This is a genomic window from Streptomyces sp. NBC_00647 (genome assembly GCF_045207245.1).
Classification (GTDB): domain Bacteria; phylum Actinomycetota; class Actinomycetes; order Streptomycetales; family Streptomycetaceae; genus Streptomyces.
Map to the genome: position 1 here is coordinate 7,184,953 of NZ_CP109040.1, position 17,048 is coordinate 7,202,000.

The 17,048-nt window shown below is 70.6% G+C and carries 19 protein-coding genes and 1 pseudogene; 19 read left to right on the forward strand and 1 reads right to left on the reverse strand.

The window, feature by feature from the left end; all coding sequences use genetic code 11:
- Positions 1-183 precede the first annotated feature (183 nt).
- From OG788_RS31720 to OG788_RS31800, 17 genes and pseudogenes are all read left to right on the forward strand, one after another.
- Positions 184-780, forward strand: a complete 597-nt coding sequence (locus OG788_RS31720) for a hypothetical protein (RefSeq protein ID WP_351544937.1) — start codon at positions 184-186, stop codon at positions 778-780.
- A 388-nt stretch (positions 781-1,168) separates the two neighbouring features.
- A complete protein-coding gene (rpsP, locus tag OG788_RS31725) occupies positions 1,169-1,588 on the forward strand; it encodes a 30S ribosomal protein S16 (protein ID WP_266763184.1) in 420 nt (139 codons plus the stop codon).
- 2 nt (positions 1,589-1,590) lie between these two features.
- Positions 1,591-1,830: an RNA-binding protein gene (locus OG788_RS31730; RefSeq protein ID WP_005479813.1), complete on the forward strand. Its 240-nt coding sequence runs from the start codon at positions 1,591-1,593 to the stop codon at positions 1,828-1,830.
- A gap of 181 nt (positions 1,831-2,011) precedes the next feature.
- Positions 2,012-2,602 (forward strand): ribosome maturation factor RimM, encoded by a 591-nt coding sequence (gene rimM / locus OG788_RS31735; protein ID WP_406374662.1) that lies wholly within the window; start codon positions 2,012-2,014, stop codon positions 2,600-2,602.
- On the forward strand, positions 2,602-3,423 hold the full coding sequence (trmD, locus tag OG788_RS31740) for a tRNA (guanosine(37)-N1)-methyltransferase TrmD (protein WP_406374663.1): 822 nt from the start codon (positions 2,602-2,604) through the stop codon (positions 3,421-3,423). The genes rimM and trmD overlap by 1 nt, the downstream gene beginning before the upstream one ends.
- A 131-nt stretch (positions 3,424-3,554) precedes the next feature.
- The gene (gene rplS / locus OG788_RS31745) at positions 3,555-3,905 is read left to right on the forward strand and encodes a 50S ribosomal protein L19 (RefSeq protein ID WP_007493339.1); all 351 of its coding nucleotides are present in this window, start codon (positions 3,555-3,557) and stop codon (positions 3,903-3,905) included.
- 80 nt (positions 3,906-3,985) lie between these two features.
- The gene (gene lepB, locus OG788_RS31750; protein ID WP_406374664.1) at positions 3,986-4,702 is read left to right on the forward strand and encodes a signal peptidase I; all 717 of its coding nucleotides are present in this window, start codon (positions 3,986-3,988) and stop codon (positions 4,700-4,702) included.
- Positions 4,695-5,783, forward strand: a pseudogene (gene lepB / locus OG788_RS31755) (signal peptidase I); the annotation flags it as partial. The gene lepB (OG788_RS31750) and the pseudogene lepB (OG788_RS31755), both read left to right, overlap by 8 nt.
- Positions 5,671-6,612 carry a signal peptidase I gene (gene lepB / locus OG788_RS31760; protein ID WP_356751523.1) on the forward strand — a complete coding sequence of 314 codons (942 nt, stop codon included), beginning with the start codon at positions 5,671-5,673 and terminating at the stop codon, positions 6,610-6,612. The pseudogene lepB (OG788_RS31755) and the gene lepB (OG788_RS31760), both read left to right, overlap by 113 nt.
- Positions 6,613-6,833: 221 nt before the next feature.
- Positions 6,834-7,607: a signal peptidase I gene (lepB, locus tag OG788_RS31765; RefSeq protein WP_406374665.1), complete on the forward strand. Its 774-nt coding sequence runs from the start codon at positions 6,834-6,836 to the stop codon at positions 7,605-7,607.
- Complete coding sequence (locus OG788_RS31770) at positions 7,597-8,121, forward strand: NUDIX hydrolase (protein WP_356752347.1); 525 nt, start codon at positions 7,597-7,599, stop codon at positions 8,119-8,121. Before lepB (OG788_RS31765) ends, OG788_RS31770 begins: the two co-directional genes overlap by 11 nt.
- 55 nt (positions 8,122-8,176) lie before the next feature.
- The gene (locus OG788_RS31775) at positions 8,177-8,485 is read left to right on the forward strand and encodes a DUF2469 domain-containing protein (RefSeq protein ID WP_003965949.1); all 309 of its coding nucleotides are present in this window, start codon (positions 8,177-8,179) and stop codon (positions 8,483-8,485) included.
- A 205-nt stretch (positions 8,486-8,690) separates the two neighbouring features.
- Entirely contained in the window at positions 8,691-9,062 is a 372-nt protein-coding gene (locus OG788_RS31780) for a YraN family protein (RefSeq protein ID WP_406374666.1), read from the forward strand.
- The gene (locus OG788_RS31785) at positions 9,062-10,687 is read left to right on the forward strand and encodes a YifB family Mg chelatase-like AAA ATPase (protein WP_406374667.1); all 1,626 of its coding nucleotides are present in this window, start codon (positions 9,062-9,064) and stop codon (positions 10,685-10,687) included. The genes OG788_RS31780 and OG788_RS31785 overlap by 1 nt, the downstream gene beginning before the upstream one ends.
- Positions 10,684-11,829, forward strand: a complete 1,146-nt coding sequence (dprA, locus tag OG788_RS31790; protein WP_356752353.1) for a DNA-processing protein DprA — start codon at positions 10,684-10,686, stop codon at positions 11,827-11,829. Before OG788_RS31785 ends, dprA begins: the two co-directional genes overlap by 4 nt.
- Positions 11,830-12,101: 272 nt before the next feature.
- Positions 12,102-12,944 (forward strand): RNA polymerase sigma factor WhiG, encoded by an 843-nt coding sequence (gene whiG, locus OG788_RS31795; RefSeq protein WP_356752355.1) that lies wholly within the window; start codon positions 12,102-12,104, stop codon positions 12,942-12,944.
- A gap of 231 nt (positions 12,945-13,175) precedes the next feature.
- A complete protein-coding gene (locus tag OG788_RS31800) occupies positions 13,176-13,733 on the forward strand; it encodes a TetR/AcrR family transcriptional regulator (protein ID WP_406376898.1) in 558 nt (185 codons plus the stop codon).
- A 347-nt stretch (positions 13,734-14,080) separates the two neighbouring features.
- Here the strand turns inward: OG788_RS31800 and OG788_RS31805 are convergent, their stop codons facing one another.
- Complete coding sequence (locus OG788_RS31805) at positions 14,081-14,749, reverse strand: murein hydrolase activator EnvC family protein (protein WP_406376900.1); 669 nt, start codon at positions 14,747-14,749, stop codon at positions 14,081-14,083.
- A gap of 372 nt (positions 14,750-15,121) precedes the next feature.
- On the opposite strand from OG788_RS31805, the gene rpsB reads away from it, so the two are divergent.
- Together rpsB and tsf are read left to right on the forward strand one after the other, a co-directional pair.
- Positions 15,122-16,051: a 30S ribosomal protein S2 gene (gene rpsB, locus OG788_RS31810; protein ID WP_356468478.1), complete on the forward strand. Its 930-nt coding sequence runs from the start codon at positions 15,122-15,124 to the stop codon at positions 16,049-16,051.
- Between the two features lie 96 nt (positions 16,052-16,147).
- Positions 16,148-16,984, forward strand: coding sequence for a translation elongation factor Ts (gene tsf / locus OG788_RS31815; RefSeq protein WP_351540507.1), 837 nt, complete (start codon positions 16,148-16,150; stop codon positions 16,982-16,984).
- Positions 16,985-17,048: the final 64 nt, after the last annotated feature.

Here is a 17,048-nt window from a genome sequence, read left to right on the forward strand (position 1 = left end):
ACCGTCTACGTGCCGGGGCGTACGTGTGCCTACGTACCGCCTTGGTAGGAGCTGTGACGCTTCTCCGCAGATCAGCGCACCCGCCCTCGTCAGGACGCATCAGTGGCAACTGACGGGTACGTGCAAATTATTTGGGATGCCCCGGAATAGGAACACAGGGGCACCCCCGCTCGTTGTCATTACGTGAGCACGACACCACCTGTTCTCGCCGCAGAGCTGGCAGGGGCGTGGGCCGACATTCAGCGGCACCACCCCGAACTGCCCGATCTTGCCGCGCCAGAGTCCCTGATCGGAGAATCGTCGTCCGCCTGCGGACACGAGCTCTCCTTCGAACGACTGCTTCATGAAGCAGTCCACGGCATCGCCGCCGCCCGCGGAGTCCGCGACACCTCGCGCGCCGGCCGGTATCACAACCGCAGGTTCCTCGCGATCGCCGAGGAGCTGGGCCTCGACCACCCCGAGGAGCCGCATCCCAGCAGTGGCTTCTCGCTGGTCACGCTCAACCCCGAGGCGAAGCGCCGCTACCGCCCGACGATCGAGCGGCTCCAGCGCGCGCTGAAGGCGCACTCGGCCGCCACCGCCGCCGACACCGCCCGCTCGTTCCGCGGCCCGGCCGCCCGCCACGGTTCCTCCGGGGGAGGCGTCCGCGTCAAGGCCGTCTGCGACTGCGGGCGCAACGTGCGCGTGGTCCCCTCGGTCCTCGCGCAGGCGCCGATCGTGTGCGGAGGGTGCGGCAAGCCCTTCCGGATTCCGGAGGTGGTCGGGGCGGCCGCGGGCTGAGGTGCGTGCGACACCGGCGTCTCGTGGGTGCCGGACGAGTACGCGCGGCCCGTGAGCAGTCGTGCCTCCCCCGCCTCCTTCGGGGCAGTGGGGGATTTCAGGAAGCACGAGTGCGCGCGGGCCACACCTCGCCGGTGCCCGGCGTCGCCGGTCCACGCGGGCCCATGGCTGACGGGCACCCGGAACGCCGGGTGCCCGTCAGCCATGGGCCCGCGCACCCTCGGTCCGGCCGGTCCGCAGGATGTGGCAGAATGGCTAGCTGTACTCGACAGCCGCATAGGACCCCTCTCTCCTCCGGCTGACGCGTCCATCGGACACTCGGGTACCGCAACCCCACGCGGCCATCTCGTCGTGTCCAACCCCGTCAAGACCAGGAGACACCACTTCCGTGGCAGTCAAGATCAAGCTGAAGCGTCTGGGCAAGATCCGTTCGCCTCACTACCGCATCGTCGTCGCCGACTCCCGTACCCGCCGTGACGGCAGGGCCATCGAGGAGATCGGTCTGTACCACCCGGTGCAGAACCCTTCGCGCATCGAGGTCGACTCGGACCGTGCGCAGTACTGGCTGGGTGTCGGCGCGCAGCCGACCGAGCCCGTGCTCGCCATCCTGAAGCTGACCGGCGACTGGCAGAAGTTCAAGGGCCTGCCGGCCCCGGCTCCGCTGCTCGTTGCCGAGCCGAAGGCCGCGCGCCCGCTGTTCGACGCCCTCGGTGGCGACGACGCGAGCAAGGGTGAGGCCATCACCCAGAAGAAGAAGGCTGAGAAGAAGGACGAGGCTCCGGCCGAGTCCGAGTCGACCGAGGCCTGAGCATGCTCGAGGAGGCTCTCGAGCACCTCGTGAAGGGCATCGTCGACAACCCCGACGATGTGCAGGTCGCTTCGCGTGACCTGCGCCGCGGGCGCGTTCTCGAGGTCCGGGTCCACCCCGACGACCTCGGCAAGGTGATCGGCCGCAACGGCCGCACCGCACGCGCTCTGCGCACCGTCGTGGGCGCCATCGGCGGCCGCGGTGTCCGCGTCGACCTCGTCGACGTGGATCACGTCCGCTGACGTAACAGGCAGCACCGGCTCGGGCCGGGGAGGGCTTACGAGCCGTCCCCGGCCCGTAGTCGTCTGCGAACCCTCGCAGACGGCCACGGACCGCGTGGATCCCCGCGCACCCGCGGGCGTCCGCGCACCCGCAGTCGTCCATGAAGCATGGCCGTCGGCACACGACAGGAGATCAAGCACAGTGCAGCTGGTAGTCGCTCGCGTCGGCCGCGCCCACGGCATCAAGGGCGAGGTCACCGTGGAGGTCCGCACCGACGAGCCGGAGCTCAGGCTCGGGCCCGGTGCCGTCCTGCTCACCGATCCGGCCTCCACCGGACCGCTGACCATCGAGACGGGCCGCGTCCACAGCGGCCGTCTTCTGCTGCGCTTCGCAGGCGTACGGGACCGCAACGCCGCCGAGGCGCTGCGCAACACCCTGCTGATCGCCGAGGTCGACCCGGAGGAGACGCCGGAGGACCCGGACGAGTACTACGACCACCAGCTGATGGACCTGGACGTCGTCACCAAGGACGGCGCCGAGGTCGGCCGCATCACCGAGATCTCGCACCTGCCTTCCCAGGACCTGTTCGTGGTGGAGCGCGCGGACGGGACCGAGGTGCTGATCCCGTTCGTGGAGGAGATCGTCGTCGAGATCGACCTCGAGGAGCAGCGGGCCGTCATCGACCCGCCGCCCGGGCTGATCGACGACCAGGCGGAGGTCGTCTCCTCCCGGGACGCGGAGGACGGCTCCGCCGGGAGCGACGACGAGGACGCCGCGGGGGCCGACGCCTGATGCGGCTCGACGTGGTCACGATCTTCCCCGAGTACCTGGAGCCCCTGAACGTCTCACTCGTGGGCAAGGCACGCGCGCGTGGACAGCTGAACGTGCACGTGCACGATCTCCGGGAGTGGACGTACGACCGTCACAACACGGTCGACGACACCCCCTACGGCGGTGGACCGGGCATGGTCATGAAGACCGAGCCCTGGGGCGACGCCCTGGACTCCGCCCTGGCGGACGGCTACGAGACGGGCTCCCACGGGCCCGTCCTGGTGGTTCCCACCCCCAGCGGACGCCCCTTCACCCAGGAACTCGCCGTCGAGCTCTCCGAGCGCCCCTGGCTGGTCTTCGCTCCGGCGCGTTACGAGGGCATCGACCGCCGGGTCATCGACGAGTACGCGACGAGGATGCCCGTCTACGAGGTGTCCATCGGCGACTACGTCCTCGCCGGGGGTGAGGCGGCAGTCCTCGTCGTCACCGAGGCCGTGGCCCGGCTGCTGCCGGGGGTCCTCGGCAACGCCGAGTCGCACCGGGACGACTCCTTCGCTCCCGGGGCCATGGCCAACCTCCTGGAGGGCCCGGTGTACACCAAGCCCCCGCAGTGGCGCGGCCGTGAGATCCCCGAGGTGCTGGTCAGCGGCCACCATGGGAAGATCGCCCGATGGCGGCGCGACGAGGCCCTGCGCCGCACCACGGCGAACCGGCCCGACCTCATCGAGCGCTGCGACCCCTCCGCCTTCGACAAGAAGGACCGCGAGATGCTCTCGATCCTGGGCTGGCAGCCGGGTCCCGACGGCCGATTTTGGCGCAGGCCCGAGGGCATGGAAGAATAGGCCGCTGCTCTACGTCGTCCGGCGTGCGCCCCTGCCACAGGGGGACACGACGCCCGTCCCGACGAGGCAGCATCATCTTCGAACCACTCTCCCGTTGATGACCTGTGGCATCAGCGAAGGAAGCAGACAAAATGTCTCACCTGCTCGACACTGTCGACAGCGCGTCGCTGCGCACCGACGTCCCGGCCTTCCGCCCGGGTGACACCGTCAACGTCCACGTCCGCGTCATCGAGGGCAACCGCTCCCGTGTGCAGCAGTTCAAGGGCGTAGTCATCCGTCGCCAGGGTGCCGGTGTCCGTGAGACCTTCACGGTCCGCAAGGTCTCGTTCTCCGTCGGCGTCGAGCGCACCTTCCCGGTGCACACCCCGATCGTCGAGAAGATCGAGCTCGTCACCCGCGGTGACGTGCGTCGCGCCAAGCTGTACTACCTCCGTGAGCTGCGCGGCAAGGCCGCGAAGATCAAGGAGAAGCGCGACAACTGACCTCGCGCCGCCGCGGCGAGCCGCCGGCGACCGAGCCAGTAAGAAGGCGTCACATGGAGGCCGGATAGCATCTGGCCCCGATGGACACCGAAGCACAGCATGTGGAGCGCGACCGCTCCTCCCGCCCTTCCGCTTCCGAGGAGATCTCGGACACAGCGGGGCCGGAGGGGCGGTCGCGTTCTGCGTTCGCCGACCGCGTCGCCGACTGGCTCCCCGGGGGCCGGATCACCTTGACTGTGCTGGTCTGTCTGGTATTTCTGCTGCTGGTCAGCCGCTTCGTGATGCAGCCGTTCGAAATTCCCAGCGGCTCCATGGAGTCCGGATTGAGGATCGGGGACCGCGTTCTCGTAAATAAGTTGGCGTACCGTTTCGGTTCCGAGCCGCAGCGGGGCGATGTCGTCGTGTTCGACGGCACTGGTTATTTCGGGAACGCGGACTACGTCAAACGCGTCGTCGGAGTAGGGGGAGACCACGTGGTCTGCTGCGACAAGGAGGGGAGACTCGAAGTGAACGGCCGATCGGTCGACGAGTCGACATTTCTCCATCGGGGTGACAGCCCGTCCGACGCGCCCTTCGACATCGTCGTGCCCGAGGGCTCCCTCTTCCTGTTGGGCGATCACCGCAGCCGTTCCCGCGACTCCCGTGACCATCTGGGCTCGCCCGGCGGTGGCATGGTCCCCGTCGGCGACGTCATCGGCAGGGCCGACTGGATCGCCTGGCCGGCGGGCCACTGGACCCGGCTGACGCGCCCCGACGCCTATGCGCGGGTGCCCGCCGCCGGAGGTGCCCATGGGTAACCGCGGACGGGCGCGCGGGGTCTCCGCCAGCGCCGCCGACAACCTGCTGCCCACCGGCTCCCGGCGCGCCTCCGGAGGCGCCGCCCGGCCGAGCCGGGTCGAGCGGCGCAAGCTCGCCCGCAAGATCAAGCGGCGCAGGCGGCGCTCGACCGTCAAGGAGATACCCCTCCTCGTCGGCGTGGCCGTGCTGATAGCCCTGGTCCTCAAGACCTTCCTGGTGCAGGCCTTCGTGATCCCGTCGGGCTCCATGGAGAACACGATCCAGATCGGCGACCGCGTCCTGGTGGACAAGTTCACCCCGTGGTTCGGCTCCGAGCCCAAGCGCGGTGACGTCGTCGTCTTCAAGGACCCCGGAGGCTGGCTCACCGCCGAGGAGACCAAGAAGAAGGACGACCCCGTGGTCGTCAAGCAGTTCAAGCAGGGGCTGACCTTCATCGGCCTGCTGCCGTCCGACAACGAGAAGGACCTGATCAAGCGGGTCGTCGGGGTCGGCGGCGACACGGTCAAGTGCTGCGACGCACAGGGCCGGGTGACCGTGAACGGCACCCCCCTGACCGAGCCCTACATCTACGCCGGCGACAAACCGTCGGACTTCTCCTTCGAGGTGAAGGTGCCCGAGGGCCGCCTGTTCGTACTGGGCGACCACCGGGGCAACTCCGCCGACTCCCGTTATCACCGGACCGACAAGTTCAGCGGCACCGTCTCGCAGAAGTCGATCGTCGGCCGGGCCATGATCATCGGATGGCCCATCGGTCACTGGACACGTCTGCAGGAGCCGAGCACCTTCTCGACGGTGGCCGACGCGCCTGGAGGGTCGACCTCCGCTCTCTCTCTGTCGCATAGGGTGGCCCCTGCGGATCCAGACGGATTGATCCCGCTCCCGAGCCCTGCGGAACTCCCGCTCGTTATGGGAGTGGTGGGCCTGCGCCGAATACGGCGCGGGCGGCGGCACGGAGTGAGGAGTGGATGTGGGGGATGTGGCGGTCGGCGCACGGTCCGGACACGAAGGTCCGGAAGGTCAGCCGGAGCGACCCGACGATGCGGCTGCCCCTGCCGTAGAGGACGGTTCGGGTTCCGGGAGTGGCTCCGAGGACGGGGACGCCTCGACCGGGCGCGCCGAGCGGAAGCCGAAATCCTCGAAACAGCGCTCGTTCTGGAAGGAACTGCCGATCCTGATCGGCATCGCCCTGGTGCTCGCGCTGCTCATCAAGACGTTCCTGGTGCAGGCGTTCTCGATCCCCTCGGACTCGATGCAGAACACCCTCCAGCAGGGTGACCGCGTCCTGGTCGACAAGCTGACCCCGTGGTTCGGCTCGGAGCCGGAGCGCGGCGAGGTCGTCGTCTTCCACGACCCGGACAACTGGCTGGCGGGCGAGCCCACGGCCAACCCGAACGCCCTGCAGACGTTCCTCAGCTGGATCGGCCTGATGCCGTCCGCGGAGGAGAAGGACCTCATCAAGCGGGTCATCGGCGTCGGCGGCGACACGGTCCAGTGCAAGGGCACCGGCCCGCTGACGGTCAACGGCAAGGCCCTGAACGAGGACGCGTACGTGTACGCGGGCAACACCCCGTGCAGCCAGGACGAGGACGGCGGCCAGTTCAAGGTCAAGGTTCCCGAGGGCATGATCTGGGTGATGGGCGACCACCGCCAGAACTCGCGGGACTCGCGCTACAACCAGGCGGACAAGCACCACGGCATGGTGCCGGTGAACGAGGTCGTCGGCCGTGCCATCGTCAAGGCCTGGCCCATCAACCGCTGGGGCACCCTCCCGGTCCCGGACACCTTCGACCAGCCCGGCCTGAACGACCAGGCGGCCGCGGCGATCAGCTCGCCGGGTGCCGTGGCCCTCGTGGGCGCGGTGCCGCTCGTGCTGGTGCGACGCAAGCGCAAGGCGTCCAAGGACGACTGAGACACCTCTCGGCCTTCGGGGCCGGCCGGTCCGGATTCCTCCGGACCGGCCGGCCCCGCTCGTTTCCGGGGAGCGCGGGCGTTCGGACGGGCGGATCGGGCAGACGGACGGGCGGACGGCGGGTGGCCGGCACAAGTCCCGCACATTCCGTTCCACGGTGGTGATCGCGATACGGGCCATGGGCTGACCCCGGACCGTACCCCCGGGTAAGGTGCGGACCCATGGGTGGCGAGAACGCAATACGTACGGCCCCGCGCAGCGGTGGCGCAGGCAAGGGCCCGGTGGGCAGCAAGGCCGGACAGCGGCTGTCCGGACTGGCCGTCGCGCTGGGGCTGGTGCTGTTCCTCGGCGGATTCGCCTGGGGAGCGGTGGTCTATCTGCCGTACACCGTCCCCACGAGTTCGATGTCCCCGACGATCAACGTCGGCGACCGTGTGCTGGCCCAGCGCATCGACGGGAGCGACATCCGCCGGGGCGACGTCGTCGTCTTCAAGGACAAGACGTGGGTCACCGGCACGTCGGTGGTCAAGCGCGTGGTCGCGATCGGCGGCGACACGGTCTCCTGCTGCACCAAGGGCAAGCTGACCGTCAACGGCAAGCAGATCGACGAACCGTATCTGTCCAAGGGAAGCCTCGCCGAGATCACGGACTTCCCGTCCGTGAAGGTTCCGAAGGGTCGGCTGTTCCTGCTCGGTGACGAGCGGCAGGGCTCCCTGGACTCCACGGCGCATCTCACGGACGCGGCCGGCGGCACCGTGGCGGTCGGCGCGGTGACGGCCCGGGTCGACGCCGTCGCCTGGCCGATGAACGGCATGCTCGAGCGCCCGACCGGCTTCGAGACGCTCGGCGCCCTGTCCCAGCCGGGACCGCTCCGTACGATCGTCGCCCTGGTGATCGCCGGCGCCGTGCTCGTGCTGGGCGGCGCGGCCTACGGGCCCGTCGCCAAGAGGGTGGGCCGTTCCCGTGCGCGCACGGAGCCCGCCGGTGCCCGCTGAGGCGACGGACGGGGGCGAGGACGCCTATCGAGGCGGCCTGCGCAAGGTCGCCCGGGTCGTCCTGCTCGACCCGCGGGACCGCGTCCTGCTGCTGCACGGTCACGAGCCGGACGATCCCTCGGACGACTGGTGGTTCACGCCGGGCGGCGGTCTGGAGGGCGACGAGACCCGGGAGCAGGCCGCTCTGCGGGAACTCGTGGAGGAGACCGGTATCACAGAGGTCGAACTGGGCCCGGTGCTGTGGCGGCGGATCTGCTCGTTCCCGTTCGCGGGGCGGCGCTGGGACCAGGACGAGTGGTACTTCCTCGCCCGTACGACCCAGACGGCCACGGCCGCCGCGGGGCTGACGGACCTGGAGCGGCGCAGCGTCGCCGGAGCGCGCTGGTGGACGTGCCGGGAACTGACCGAGGCACATGAGACGGTGTATCCGACCAAGCTCGCCGAGCTGCTGCGCAGGGTGCTCGACGAGGGCCCCCCGGCCACGCCCGAGGTCCTCGACACGGAAATCGTCTAGGGGCTCTCGGGGCTGGCGCACAATAGGGGGACGCACGGCTGAAGGGGAACATGCCATGAGCGCCGAGGACCTCGAGAAGTACGAGACCGAGATGGAGCTGAAGCTCTATCGGGAGTACCGCGATGTCGTCGGTCTGTTCAAATATGTGATCGAGACCGAACGGCGCTTCTACCTCACCAACGACTACGAGATGCAGGTGCACTCGGTCCAGGGTGAGGTGTTTTTCGAGGTGTCCATGGCGGACGCCTGGGTGTGGGACATGTACCGGCCCGCCCGCTTCGTGAAACAGGTACGCGTCCTGACATTCAAGGACGTGAACATCGAGGAACTGAACAAGAGCGATCTGGAACTGCCGGGCGGCTGAAGTCCGGACGGCCGGACCGCGGGCTGAGGGTTCAGGGAGGGGCAGGGTCCCCCGGCCGACGGCTTCTCCCGGCGGCCGACGGCGAGCGGTGATCGCGTGAATGGCTCGAGCGGGTGACGGAGATTTCCACAATCACCCGCTCGTCCACCAAGATCCAATAGCTGGGTGACGTGGCCTCAGTGTCGGTGCCGGAGGTGGTGCCGACATGAAGACATCCGAGGCACGCAAGGCACTGGGCGCGTACGGCGAGGAGCTGGCCGCACGACGCCTGACCGAGACCGGCATGACGGTCCTGGCACGCAACTGGCGCTGCGGCAGGACCGGCGAGATCGACATCGTGGCCCGGGACGGCGACGCGCTGGTCGTCTGCGAGGTCAAGACCCGCAGGGCGGGCGCGTTCCAGCACCCGATGGCGGCCGTCACACCGGCGAAGGCCCAGCGGCTGCGCGGCCTGGCCGAACGCTGGCTCCAGGAACACGGGGGAGCCCCACCGGGCGGTGTCCGCATCGACCTGATCGGCGTCGTCCTCCCCGAGCGCGGCGCACCCCTGGTCGAGCACGCGCGGGGGGTGGCCTGATGGGGTTCGCGCGTACGTGTTCGGTCGCCCTGGTGGGCGTGGAGGGCGTCGTCGTCGAGGTCCAGGCGGACCTGGAGCCGGGGATCGCGGCCTTCACACTGGTGGGGCTCCCCGACAAGAGCCTGACGGAGAGCCGCGACCGGGTCCGGGCCGCGGTGGTCAATTCCGGTGCGTCCTGGCCGCAGAAGAAGCTGACGGTGGGGCTGAGTCCGGCCTCCGTGCCCAAGGGAGGTTCGGGCTTCGACCTCGCCGTGGCCTGCGCGGTGCTGGGCGCCTCCGAGCGGATCGATCCCCGTGTGCTCGCCGACATCGTGATGATCGGGGAGCTGGGGCTCGACGGCAGGGTGCGGCCGGTCCGGGGCATCCTGCCGGCCGTGCTCGCCGCGGCGGACGCCGGATACGAGCAGGTGGTGGTGCCGGAGTGCGCGGCGGCCGAGGCCTCACTGGTGCCGGGCGTCTCGGTGCTCGGGGTCCGCAGCCTGCGTCAGCTGATCGCGGTGCTCGCGGACGAACCGGTGCCCGAGGAGGATCCCGACGAGCAGGGCCGCCCGGACCCCCTGCTGGCCGGCCTGCGCGTGCCGGGTACGGGCGAGGCCACCGGCCTGTGCGGCATCGCCGTGCCGGAGCACGACCGGGACCACGACCTCGGCGACGTGGTCGGCCAGCTGTCGGCACGCACCGCGATGGAGGTCGCGGCGGCAGGAGGCCATCACGTCTTCCTCCAAGGACCGCCCGGCGCGGGCAAGACGATGCTGGCCGAGCGGATGCCGTCGCTCATGCCACGGCTGTCCCGGCAGGAATCCCTGGAGGTGACCGCGATCCACTCCGTCGCCGGCCTGCTGCCACCGGGCAAACCGATGGTGGACATCGCGCCCTACTGCGCACCCCACCATTCCGCGACCATGCAGTCGCTCGTCGGCGGCGGCAAGGGACTCGCGCGGCCCGGCGCGGTGTCCCTGTCGCACCGCGGGGTGCTCTTCCTCGACGAGGCACCGGAATTCAGCGGCTTCGCGCTCGACGCCCTGCGGCAGCCGCTGGAAGCCGGGCACGTGGTGATCGCGCGCAGCGCCGGTGTCGTGCGGTTCCCCGCGAAGTTCCTGATGGTGCTGGCCGCCAACCCCTGCCCCTGTGGCCGTTTCAGCACGACGAACGACTACTGCGAGTGCCCGCCCTCCGCCATCCGCCGCTACCAGGCGAGGCTCTCCGGACCCCTGCTCGACCGGGTCGATCTGCGCGTCGAGGTCGAGCCGGTCACCCGAGCCGAACTCACCGCACGCGGCGCGCGCGGCGAGTCGACCAAGACGGTCGCGGACCGGGTGCGGGCCGCCCGCGAGCGAGCCGCCGCGCGCCTGACGGGAACCCCCTGGCTCACCAACAGCGAGGTGCCGGGACGCGAGCTGCGCGGGCGCTGGCAGGCGCAGCCGGGAGCGATGGACGAGGCCGAGCGGGGCCTGGAGCGCGGGCTGCTGACGGCCCGCGGCCTGGACCGGGTGCTCCGTGTCGCGTGGACGGTCGCGGACCTGTCGGGGCACGACCGGCCCGACGCCGGGGACGTCGCCCTGGCCCTCCAGCTGCGCACCGGTATCCCGCGCGGGGTACCGATGGCGATCGGCTCGCCGGCATGACGGACGACGAGCGCAGGGCCCGCGTCACGCTCTCCCGGGTCGTCGAACCGGGCGACGAGGTCTGCGGGCGCTGGCTCCGGGAGGTCGGGGCCCGGGAGGCGGTCCGGTGGCTTTACGGGGACGAGGGGCAGCCCCGGGGAATGACCGACAAGCGGTGGGCGGGGCTGAGGGCCCGGGCGGGGCGTGCCGACCCGGAGCGCGACCTCGCCCTCGCCCGGGACGCAGGGGTGCGGTTCATCTGTCCCGGTGAATCCGAATGGCCCGCGCAGCTCGACGACCTGGGAGACGCCCGGCCCGTCGGACTGTGGGTGCGGGGGCGGGCCGCCCTGCGGATATGGGCCCTGAGGTCCGTCGCCGTCGTCGGCGCCCGGGCCTGCACCGAGTACGGCGCGCACATGGCGGCCACCCTCGGCGCCGGGCTCGCGGAGCGGGGCTGGGTGGTGGTGTCCGGCGGTGCGTACGGCATCGACGGTGCCGCGCACCGGGGCGCCCTCGGGGCGGGCGGCGCCACCGTCGCCGTGCTCGCCTGCGGTGTCGACCGGCCCTACCCGCGCGGACACACCCAGTTGATCACCAGGATCGCGGAACAGGGACTCGTGGTGGGGGAGTTGCCGCCCGGCGAGCATCCGACGCCGAGCAGATTCATCCTCAGGAACCGGGTCATCGCGGCGCTCACCCGGGGCACCGTGGTCGTCGAGGCGGCGTACCGCAGCGGAGCGCTGGTCACGGCCCGCTCGGCGCAGCGTCTGGGGCGGTTCACGATGGGCGTGCCGGGACCCGCCACCAGCGGACTCTCCGCGGGGGTGCACGAACTGCTGCGCGGGGAAGCCGTCCTGGTCTCCGACGCCGCGGAAGTCGCCGAGATGGTCGGCGACATGGGCGAGCTGGCGCCGGACCGGCGCGGACCCGTGCTGCCGCGCGACCTGCTGCACCCGGGTGCGGGACGCGTCCTGGCCGCCCTGCCGGCGCGGGGCTCCGCGGAGGCCCCGGAGATCGCCCGGAGAGCGGCGACCACCGCGGACGACGCGGTCGGGAGACTGTACGAACTCCGAGCACTTGGTTTCGTCGAACGACACGGCGACGGCTGGAAGTTGACACGCCAGGCGATGATCTCCGTCCGCGGTGATCGGGAGCCATGCTGACCGAGCGTGTTCGGCCGTCCGGGGGAACGCCGACACCCTTGGGAATACCTGCAGTTGGCCGCCCCTGGCGGTCACGCAGGGCAACCGTCACGACTCCGCGGAACGCGCCGGGGAAAGTCTTCGCGTGCGGGTGACAGCCCGCTCTTCGCGCACTGCGACAGCCCAGTCACGCTACGCTCACAAGGATCCGAAGCAGGCACGCGATCTCGGCATGACGCCGACAGGACACCCAGTCACTCCACAGTTCACGGCAGAACGGCACAAGGCGACGCATGCCCCAGCACACCTCCGGGTCCGACCGGACGGCGATCCCGCCAGCCGCCCGCGACGGCGGCAGCGTGCGACCGCCCGCGCCCTCGACGCTCGACGAGCTGTGGCGGTCGTACAAGTCGACCGGCGACGAGCGGCTGCGGGAGCAGCTGATCCTGCACTACTCGCCGTTGGTGAAGTACGTGGCGGGCCGGGTCAGCGTGGGTCTGCCGGCCAACGTCGAACAGGCGGACTTCGTCTCGTCGGGGGTGTTCGGGCTGATCGACGCGATCGAGAAGTTCGACATCGAGCGGGAGATCAAGTTCGAGACGTACGCGATCACCCGCATCCGCGGCGCGATGATCGACGAATTGCGGGCGCTGGACTGGATCCCCCGGTCGGTGCGGCAGAAGGCGCGCAATGTGGAGCGCGCCTACGCGACGCTGGAGGCCCGGCTGAGGCGCACCCCCTCGGAGGGTGAGGTGGCCGCGGAGATGGGCATCGGGGTGGAGGAACTCCACGCGGTGTTCAGCCAGTTGTCCCTGGCCAACGTGGTCGCGCTGGAGGAACTGCTGCACGTGGGCGGCGAGGGCGGCGACCGGCTGAGCCTGATGGACACGCTGGAGGACACCGCCGCCGACGATCCGGTCGAGGTGGCGGAGGACCGGGAGCTGCGGAGGCTTCTGGCGCGGGCGATCAACACGCTGCCCGACCGGGAGAAAACCGTGGTCACGCTCTACTACTACGAAGGGCTCACCCTCGCGGAGATCGGCAATGTGCTCGGGGTGACCGAGAGCCGGGTGAGTCAGATCCACACCAAGTCGGTGCTCCAGCTCCGCGCCAAGCTGGCCAGTTTCGGCCGCTGAGCCGGGCGCCGGCGTGGCCTCGCCCGGCAGGCGCGGGTGCTGCCGCCCGGCTGGGCGCGGGTGCCGGCGTGGTGCCGCCCGGCTCGGTGTGGGTCCTGCCGTGGTGCCGTTCCGCCCTGGCACCCCGGGCTGCGGAGACGGACGCCACCGCGGTCGGCTGGGTCGAGTGGCTCCCGTCCGCGGCGGCGCGTCCGTACAGTGGTTGACGTGCCAAGGATTCGAGCGGCCTCCGTGGCCGAGCACCGGTCGATGCAGCGAGCCGCCCTGCTGGACGCTGCGCGGTCCCTGTTGTCCGAGGGCGGGACGGAAGCGCTGACCTTCCCGGCGCTCGCGGAGCGCACGGGACTCGCGCGTTCTTCTGTCTACGAGTACTTCCGGTCCAGGGCGGCCGTCGTCGAGGAACTGTGCGAGGTCGACTTTCCCGTCTGGGCGGCCGAGGTGTCGGCTGCGATGGCGGCGGCGGACGGCCCCGAGGGGAAGGTCGAGGCGTACGTACGCCGGCAGCTTGCCCTGGTCGGGGACCGGCGGCACCGGGCCGTGGTCGCCATCTCCGCGAGCGAACTCGACGCGGGTGCCCGGGAGAAGATCCGCGCCGCGCACGGCGGGCTGGTCACGATGATCGGCGAGGCGCTCGGCGCGTTGGGGCACGCCGAGCCGCGGCTGGCCGCGATGCTTCTCCAGGGTGTGGTGGACGCCGCGGTGCGGCGCATCGAAATGGGGGCCGCCGAGGACCCCTCGGCGATCACGGAGGCGGCCGTCGCGATGGCCCTGCGAGGCGTCCGGGGCTGAGTCCCGCCGGTCGTGTGCGGGGCTGAGCCCCGTCGGGCCGGAGCGGCCCTCCCGTTCCCGGGCTGATGGAGTGGCCCTTCCGGCTCCCGGGCTGGTGGAGCGGCCATCCCGTTCCCCGAGCTGGTGGAAGCGGCCTTTCCTGCTCTCCGGTCCGAGTCCGTGGGGGTCACGGAGTAGTGGCCCGTGCCTCCTGGCGCTCCTGGCGTCCTGGTCCGCGTTCGCCGCCTTCCCGCCCCTGGCGTGTGTTCGGGGACCCGACGGGGTTCCGGCGCGGATCTCCTGGTCCTCATGCCGCTGCCCACGTATCCGTTGCTCTGGGGTTCCGGGCCGTGGGTCAGGGCCGTGGGTCAGGGCCGTGCGTCGCTCTCGGCGAGCGGCAGAAGGCGGGACGGGCCCCTGATCAGGAGCCACGGCGGGAGCAGGGACAGCGGGTTCAGGTAGGTCCTGCCTCTGAGCAGCCCCCAGTGCAGACAGGCAGTCGGCCCGCAGTGGGCGTCCCCCGACTCCACGGTGCCCAGTACCTCGCCCGCGAGGACCTCGTCGCCCTTGCGTACCGATGCCCGCACCGGACCGTACGTCGTCCGCAGCGGGGGCGCTCCCGTGTCCGACAGCTCCACCGAGACCACCCCACGGCCCGCGACCCGGCCGGCGAAGGAGACCCGGCCGGGTGCGACGGCACGCACCGGAGTGCCGGGGACGGCCGCGAGGTCGACACCGCGATGACCCCGGGAGTAGGCCGTCTCCGGGGGTTCCCAGCCCCGTACGACGGACGGGCGGACACCCACGGGCCAGGCGCGGGCGACCGCAGGGACGGAGGGGTCGGCCGCCGGCGGAACGGCTGAGTCGGCCGCCGCCGGGAAAGCCGAGTCGGCTCCCGGCGGGAGAGCGGCGTCCGCTCGGGGCGGGACGGTGGAGCCCGCGCCCGGCACGGTGGCCGGGGGCGGGGGCGGGGGCGGGGGCGGGGGTGGGGGCGGGGGTGCGGGGCCACTCCCATGGACCAGGGCCGAGGGGGCCATGGCCGAGTGGACCAGGGCCGAGGGAGGCAGGGCGCCCAGGACGGTCAGGGTCAGGCCCAGGAGCAGGCCCGGCCAGGTACGCGCACATCGGTTCACTCGCATGCGAGAACGGTCCCGCATCGAGCGGATCATGGCCTGGATCTGTGGAGTACCGGCCGGTTGTGGACAGCGGCGTCACCCGGCCCCTCTCGGGTCCCGTACACTTCTGATGGCGATTCGGGTCACCGAGTCGACTTCGCACGCCCCGGCACCTGGTCGTCACCGACCGGTGTCAGCGCCTCTCGGTCCTTTGTGGCAAGGCGCATCGCGGGCGTCAGGCGCGTGTGCCGTCCGGCACACGCGGTACAACCGAGAACACCGAGGAGAACGGCCATGGCCGTCGTCACGATGCGGGAGCTGCTGGAAAGCGGCGTCCACTTCGGTCACCAGACCCGTCGTTGGAACCCGAAGATGAAGCGCTTCATCTTCACGGAGCGCAACGGCATCTACATCATCGACCTGCTCCAGTCGCTGTCGTACATCGACCGCGCCTACGAGTTCGTCAAGGAGACCGTCGCCCACGGCGGCACGGTCATGTTCGTCGGCACGAAGAAGCAGGCGCAGGAGGCCATCGCCGAGCAGGCCACCCGCGTCGGCATGCCCTACGTCAACCAGCGCTGGCTGGGCGGCATGCTCACCAACTTCTCGACCGTCTACAAGCGTCTGCAGCGCCTCAAGGAGCTCGAGCAGATCGACTTCGAGGACGTCGCCGCCTCCGGTCTCACCAAGAAGGAGCTTCTCGTGCTCTCGCGCGAGAAGGCCAAGCTGGAGAAGACCCTCGGTGGTATCCGCGAGATGCAGAAGGTGCCCAGCGCCGTCTGGATCGTGGACACCAAGAAGGAGCACATCGCGGTCGGCGAGGCCCGGAAGCTCAACATCCCGGTCGTCGCCATCCTCGACACCAACTGTGACCCCGACGAGGTCGACTACAAGATCCCGGGCAACGACGACGCGATCCGCTCCGTCACCCTGCTCACCCGCGTGATCGCCGACGCCGTCGCCGAGGGCCTCATCTCCCGCTCCGGTGCCGGTAAGGCCGCGGGTGACAAGGCCGCGGGCGAGCCGCTCGCCGCGTGGGAGCGTGACCTGCTCGAGGGCGAGAAGAAGGCCGACGAGCCCGAGGTCCAGACCTCCGCCGAGACGGAGAAGGTCGCCGACGCCGAGCAGGCCGAGGTTCCGGCCGCCGAGGCCGAGGCTGTCGAGGCGCCCGCCGCCGAGGCCCCCGCCGCCGAGGCGCCGGCCACGGACGCCGAGCAGGCCTGACCCCTCACCCTTTCGGGTTTGTGAACGGCGGGGGCCCACAAAGCCCCCGCCGTTCGTCCCGTAGATCTTCAGACTTCGAGAGAGATTCCAGGAATCATGGCGAACTACACCGCCGCCGACGTCAAGAAGCTCCGTGAGCTCACCGGCGCCGGCATGATGGACTGCAAGAAGGCGCTGGACGAGGCCGACGGCAGCGTCGACAAGGCCGTCGAGGCTCTGCGCATCAAGGGCCAGAAGGGCGTCGCCAAGCGCGAGGGCCGCTCCGCCGAGAACGGCGCCGTGGTCTCCATCATCGCTGACGACAACACCTCCGGTGTCCTGGTCGAGCTGAAGTGCGAGACGGACTTCGTCGCCAAGGGCGAGAAGTTCCAGGCCGTCGCCAACCAGATCGCCCAGCACGTCGCCGCGACCTCCCCGGCGGACATCGCCGCGCTCCTCGGCTCCGAGATCGAGCCGGGCAAGACGGTTCAGGCGTTCGTCGACGAGGCCAACGCCAACCTGGGCGAGAAGATCGTCCTGGACCGCTTCGCCCAGTTCTCCGGCGCGTTCGTGGCCGCGTACATGCACCGCACCATGCCCGACCTGCCCCCGCAGATCGGTGTTCTGGTCGAGCTGGACAAGGCCGACGCCGACCTCGCCAAGGGCATCGCGCAGCACATCGCCGCCTTCGCGCCGAAGTACCTCTCCCGTGAGGACGTCCCGGCCGAGGTCGTCGAGACCGAGCGTCGCGTCGCCGAGGAGACCACCCGCGCCGAGGGCAAGCCCGAGGCCGCCCTCCCCAAGATCGTCGAGGGTCGCGTCAACGGCTTCTTCAAGGAGGCCACCCTCCTCGGTCAGCCGTACGCGCTCGACAACAAGAAGTCCGTCCAGAAGGTTCTGGACGAGGCCGGTGTCACCCTGAAGCGCTTCTCGCGCATCAAGGTCGGCATCTGAGTCCGTACGGCGATCGACGCGCGACCCCGATAGGGTCGACAGCAGTCGTCCGCGTACGCCGGCA

Excerpts from the sequence above, each read along its gene's own strand:
- trmD (WP_406374663.1), top strand. The coding sequence starts at position 2,602 with ATGCGGCTCGACGTGGTCACGATCTTCCCCGAGTACCTGGAGCCCCTG.
- tsf (WP_351540507.1), top strand. The coding sequence starts at position 16,148 with ATGGCGAACTACACCGCCGCCGACGTCAAGAAGCTCCGTGAGCTCACC.
- OG788_RS31780 (WP_406374666.1), top strand. The coding sequence starts at position 8,691 with ATGAAGACATCCGAGGCACGCAAGGCACTGGGCGCGTACGGCGAGGAG.
- OG788_RS31775 (WP_003965949.1), top strand. The coding sequence starts at position 8,177 with ATGAGCGCCGAGGACCTCGAGAAGTACGAGACCGAGATGGAGCTGAAG.
- lepB (WP_406374665.1), top strand. The coding sequence starts at position 6,834 with ATGGGTGGCGAGAACGCAATACGTACGGCCCCGCGCAGCGGTGGCGCA.
- rpsB (WP_356468478.1), top strand. The coding sequence starts at position 15,122 with ATGGCCGTCGTCACGATGCGGGAGCTGCTGGAAAGCGGCGTCCACTTC.
- rplS (WP_007493339.1), top strand. The coding sequence starts at position 3,555 with ATGTCTCACCTGCTCGACACTGTCGACAGCGCGTCGCTGCGCACCGAC.
- dprA (WP_356752353.1), top strand. The coding sequence starts at position 10,684 with ATGACGGACGACGAGCGCAGGGCCCGCGTCACGCTCTCCCGGGTCGTC.
- whiG (WP_356752355.1), top strand. The coding sequence starts at position 12,102 with ATGCCCCAGCACACCTCCGGGTCCGACCGGACGGCGATCCCGCCAGCC.
- OG788_RS31805 (WP_406376900.1), bottom strand. The coding sequence starts at position 14,749 with ATGGCCCCCTCGGCCCTGGTCCATGGGAGTGGCCCCGCACCCCCGCCC.
- OG788_RS31730 (WP_005479813.1), top strand. The coding sequence starts at position 1,591 with ATGCTCGAGGAGGCTCTCGAGCACCTCGTGAAGGGCATCGTCGACAAC.
- lepB (WP_406374664.1), top strand. The coding sequence starts at position 3,986 with ATGGACACCGAAGCACAGCATGTGGAGCGCGACCGCTCCTCCCGCCCT.
- OG788_RS31785 (WP_406374667.1), top strand. The coding sequence starts at position 9,062 with ATGGGGTTCGCGCGTACGTGTTCGGTCGCCCTGGTGGGCGTGGAGGGC.